Here is a 5,217-nt window from a genome sequence, read left to right as displayed (position 1 = left end):
ACCCCCCCCCCCTCGGGGTCTTGCGGGGGTATTTTCCCCGGGGGGGCGGGGCCCCCGGGCCCCCCGGGGGGGCACCGCTGCCAACATCAGGCGATGTCGAACCGGTCGAGGTTCATCACCTTGGTCCAGGCCGCGGCGAAGTCCTTCACCAGCTGCGCCTGCCCGTCGGAGCTGCCATAGACCTCGGCCAGCGCCCGCAGTTGCGAGTGCGACCCGAAGATCAGGTCGACGCGGGTGGCGGTCCATTTGGCCTCTTCAGTCTTCCGGTCCCGGCCCAGGAACACGCCCTCGGCGTCCGGCGACGGCTGCCACCGCGTGCCCATGTCGAGCAGGTTGACGAAGAAGTCGTTGCTCAGCACCCCCGGCCGCTTGGTGAAGACGCCGTGCGGCGAGTTGCCGGTATTGGCGCCCAGCACGCGCAGGCCGCCGACCAGCACCGTCAGCTCGGGCGCCGTCAGCGTCAGCAGCTGCGCCCGGTCGACCAGCAGCTCCTCGGGCGGCAGCGGATGCGCGCCGCTGCCGAGGTAGTTGCGGAACCCGTCGGCCTTCGGCTCGAGCGGCGCGAAGGAGTCGACATCGGTGTGCTCCTGCGTCGCGTCGGTACGGCCCGGGGTGAAGGGCACCTGCACGTCCTGCCCGGCATCCTTCGCCGCCTTCTCCACCGCCGCACCGCCGGCGAGGACGATCAGGTCGGCCAGCGAGATCTTCTTGCCGCCGGGCGCCGAGGCGTCGAACTCCTGCTGGATCGCCTCGAGCTTGGCCAGCACCGTCGCCAGCTGGGCCGGCTGGTTGACCGCCCAGTCCTTCTGCGGCGCCAGGCGGATGCGCGCGCCATTGGCGCCGCCGCGCTTGTCGGAGCCACGGAAGGTCAAGGCCGACGCCCAGGCCGTGGAGACCAGCTGCGGGACGGTGAGGCCGGAGGCGAGGACCTTCGCCTTCAGCGCCGCGATGTCCTGCGCGTCGACCAGCGGATGGTCGACCTCGGGCACCGGGTCCTGCCAGGGCAGGATCTCCTTCGGCACGAGCGGGCCGAGATACCGGGCCCGCGGACCCATGTCGCGATGGGTCAGCTTGAACCAGGCGCGGGCGAAGGCGTCGGCGAACTGCTCCGGATGCTCGTAGAAGCGCCGCGAGATCTTCTCATAGGCCGGGTCGAAGCGCAGCGACAGGTCGGTGGTCAGCATCGCCGGCGCGTGCCGCTTCGACGGGTCGTGCGCATCCGGGATCGTGCCGGCGCCGGCGCCGTTCTTCGTCGTCCACTGATGCGCCCCGGCCGGGCTCTTGGTCAGCTCCCATTCATATTCGAACAGGTTCTTGAAGAACTCGTGGCTCCACTTCGTCGGTGTCGAGGTCCAGGTCACCTCCAGGCCGCTGGTGATCGCATCGCCGGCAAAGCCGCTGCCATGGCTGCTCATCCAGCCCAGGCCCTGCTCGACGATGTCGGCGCCTTCCGGCTCCGGGCCGACCTTGGCCGCGTCGCCGGCGCCATGGGTCTTGCCGAAGCTGTGGCCGCCGGCGATCAGGGCGACCGTCTCCTCGTCGTTCATCGCCATCCGGGCGAAGGTCTCGCGGATGTCGCGGGCTGCGGCGACCGGGTCGGGGTTGCCGTTCGGGCCCTCCGGATTGACGTAGATCAGGCCCATCTGCACAGCGCCGAGATGGCCCTGCAGCTCGCGGTCGCCGCTGTAGCGCTCATCCCCGAGCCACTTGCCTTCGGGTCCCCAGAAGATGTCCTGGTCGGGCTCCCAGGTGTCCGGGCGGCCGCCGGCGAAGCCGAAGGTCTTGAAGCCCATCGACTCGAGCGCGACGTTGCCGGCCAGGATCATCAGGTCGGCCCAGGACAGCTTGCGGCCGTATTTCTGCTTGATCGGCCACAGCAGCCGGCGCGCCTTGTCGAGATTGCCGTTGTCCGGCCAGCTGTTCAGCGGCGCGAAGCGCTGCTGGCCCCGTCCGCCGCCGCCGCGGCCGTCGCCGATGCGGTAGGTGCCGGCGCTGTGCCAGGCCATGCGGATGAACAGCCCGCCGTAATGACCGAAATCGGCCGGCCACCAATCCTGCGAATCCGTCATCAGGGCACGCAGGTCCTGGATCACGGCGTTCAGGTCGAGGCTCTTGAATTCCTTGGCGTAATCGAACGTCTCGCCCATCGGGTCGGACAGGGCGGAGTGCAGGTGGAGCACCGAGAGGTTCAACTGGTCCGGCCACCAGTCGCGGTTGGTATGTCCGCGGGTACCGCCCGTGACCGGGCATTTGCCTTCACTAGACATGTTCCCTCCGTTCGCGTTCCACAATTTTGAATCATTCTAAAACCAACTTCGGGCTTTGGCCAAGGACGAATGGGCATGTGATCGCCGAACCTTGGCGGCGAGCGACAGCAGCCTCGCTCTTGCGTCGGCATGGCCGCCCATGTTACCGGTCACATTAATAAGAAGTACAAATTCACTTCAGGCCTTGGGGAGGGCCGACATCATGCTTGCCATCGATCGCATCCGCCCGACCGCACGACGCACCCGGCCCCGCCGATGACGCGTTCCGTGGCCTGTTGCGCTTCCGCGTGGCCTCGCCCCATCAGCCGGCCTGCTGCCGCCCGGACGCGCCGGGATGCGCGGCCCCACCGGCACGCGACCCGGCGTGGAGTGGCCGCGCGGCCGATCGAGAGCCAAGCCATGCCCAAGCGTTCCCTCCGGCCGACCATGCGGGACGTCGCCCGTCTCGCCGGGGTCTCGCCGATGACCGTGTCCCGGGTGCAGGCCGGCAGCAGCCGGGTGGCGCCGGAGACGCGCGACCGCATCCGCCGGGCGATCGAGCAGCTCGGCTATGTCGACGACAAGGTCGCCGCTGCCCTGTCGTCGCGCCGCACCGGCTTCATCGCGACGCTGGTGCCGACGCTGACCAACTCCAACTTCGCCGACACCGCGCATGGGCTGTCGGAGGCGCTGCGCCGGACCGGCTATCAGCTGCTGATCGGCTATACTCTCTACCGGATGGGTGAGGAGGAAGCGCTGGTGCGGGCGATGCTGGAGCGCCGGCCGGAGGCGATCGTGCTGGCCGGCATGCACCATACCGAGGCGGCGCGGACCATGCTGCGCAGCGCCGGCATCCCGGTGGTCGAGATCTGGGATTGCGGCGCGGCCGCCCCGATCGACCGGGCCGTCGGCTTCTCCAACATCGAGGCCGGCCGGGCCGCGGCGCGGCACCTGATCGCGCTGGGGCACCGCCGCATCGGCGGCATCGGCCCGGCGGTCGGCGGCGCCTCGCACGACTTCCGCGGCGAGGCCCGGCTGATCGGCTTCACCGAAGTGCTGCGCGAGGCCGGGCTGCCGGTCGACGCCGTCGTCCATCGCGGCCAGGTGCCGGTATCCTTCGCCGGCGGGGCCGCCGCCATGGCTCATCTGCTCGACGCTGCCGGGCCGATCGACGCGGTGTTCGCGGTCTCGGACCTCGCCGCGGTCGGCGCCCTGATGGAGTGCCACCGCCGCGGCATCGCCGTGCCGGGGCAGGTCTCGATCATGGGCTTCGGCGATTTCGAGATCGGCGGGCAATGCGTGCCGGCGCTGTCGACCGTCCGGATCGACGCCGAAGACATCGGCCGCCGGGTCGGCGAACTGCTGCTGCGCATCCTCGCGGCCAAGGACGACGCGCCCGCGCCGCCCCGGGTGATCGATGTCGGCTTCGAGATCGTCGAACGGGGCTCCACCGCCAGGAGGCCCGCCTGAAAGCCCCGCTTCCGGCCGTCCGGAAGCCACCACCAAGACGGCACAAGCCGCCGCTTCCATTCCTCTGTTCTGGGAGAAGTTCCATGCCCAAGATCGGTCTCCGCCACCTCATGGCGGGTTGTGCTCTTACCCTCGGCCTCGCCGCCGCCCTGCCCGCCCAGGCGCAGGACACGCTCACCGTCTGGGTCACCAAGGGGTTCTACAAGGGCGAGGACGCCGCCCTGACGGACCTGATCGACCGGTACCAGAAGGCCACCGGCGTCAAGGTCGAGCTGTCGCTGTATTCGACCGAGGACTGCATCGTGAAGTCGGTCGCCGCGGTCGAGGCCGGCACGCCGCCCGATGTCGGCTACTGCACCACCTACGACTTCCGCACCACCGGGCAGTGGGCCTTCGAGGGCCGGCTGGAGGATGTCAGCGACGTCCTCACCCCGATCAAGGACCAGTTCCAGCCCGACGCGCTGGCCACCACCTTCCTGATGAACGGCAAGACCGGGCAGAAGGCCTATTACGCCTTCCCGATCGAACGCCAGACCATGCACATCTTCTACTGGAAGGACATGCTGCAGGACGCCGGCTTCAGCGAGGCCGACATCCCGACCGAGTGGAACGCGTACTGGGACTTCTGGTGCGACAAGGTGCAGGCTGGCCTGCGCGCCAAGGGCAAGCGCATCTACGCCATCGGCCATCCGATGAGCGTCGCCGCCTCCGACACCTTCTTCAGCTTCCTGACCTGGGCCAACGCCTACAACGTCAAGATCGTCGACGAGAGCGGCAAGATCGTGCTCGACCAGCCGGAGAACCGGGCGGCGATGATCGAGGCGGTCAAGGGCTACAGCTCGATCTTCACCCGCGGCTGCACCCCGCCCTCCTCGGTCAACTGGCTCGACACGGACAACAACGTCAACTTCCACAACAAAACCACCGTCCTGACCCACAACGCCACGATCTCGATCCCCAGCAAGCATCTGGACGATTCGACCAACCAGACGCTGACCGAGGAGCAGCGGGCCCAGGCGAAGAAGAACTACGAGGAGAACATCCGCACCACCCTGTTCCCGAAGAAGCCGGACGGCGGGACGCTGCCGAACCTGGCGGCGACCAAGACCGCGGTGATCTTCGCCGACTCCAAGAACAAGACCCGGGCCAAGGAGTTCATGGCCTTCATGCTGAAGGACGAGAACCTGACGCCCTTCGTCGAGGGCTCGGTCGGCCGCTGGTATCCGGTGACCAAGTCTGGCGCCGCCCGGCCGTTCTGGACCGACGGCAGCGACCCGCACCGCGCCGTGGTGTCGAAGCAGTTCACCGAGGGCACGGTGCCCTTCCCCTTCGTCTACAACTACCACTTCACCACGGTGAACGCGGAGAATGTCTGGGCCAAGGCGCTGAACCGCGTGGTCCAGGACGGGGTCTCGCCCGATCAGGCGGTTGATGAGATGATCGCCCGGATCAAGGAAATCGCCGGTTAAGGACCGACCTGCCGGGGGGGGGGGGGGGCCGC

The 5,217-nt window shown here is 68.7% G+C and carries 3 protein-coding genes; 2 read left to right on the top strand and 1 reads right to left on the bottom strand.

Translation table 11 applies throughout. The features are described 5' to 3' along the window. Positions 1-86 precede the first annotated feature (86 nt). The gene (katG, locus tag AAHM41_RS38655) at positions 87-2,267 is read right to left on the bottom strand and encodes a catalase/peroxidase HPI (protein WP_342241954.1); all 2,181 of its coding nucleotides are present in this window, start codon (positions 2,265-2,267) and stop codon (positions 87-89) included. A 399-nt stretch (positions 2,268-2,666) separates the two neighbouring features. Here katG and AAHM41_RS38650 point away from each other — a divergent pair, with 399 nt between their 5' ends. Both AAHM41_RS38650 and AAHM41_RS38645 read left to right on the top strand, forming a co-directional pair. Beyond that, a complete protein-coding gene (locus tag AAHM41_RS38650; RefSeq protein ID WP_342241953.1) occupies positions 2,667-3,716 on the top strand; it encodes a LacI family DNA-binding transcriptional regulator in 1,050 nt (349 codons plus the stop codon). Positions 3,717-3,799: 83 nt separating this feature from the next. After that, a complete protein-coding gene (locus AAHM41_RS38645) occupies positions 3,800-5,185 on the top strand; it encodes an ABC transporter substrate-binding protein (RefSeq protein ID WP_342241952.1) in 1,386 nt (461 codons plus the stop codon). Positions 5,186-5,217: the final 32 nt, after the last annotated feature.

It is taken from the genome of Inquilinus sp. OTU3971, from assembly GCF_038440215.1.
Note: the sequence above shows the minus strand (reverse complement) of the source record. Positions and strands in the feature narration are given on the sequence as shown.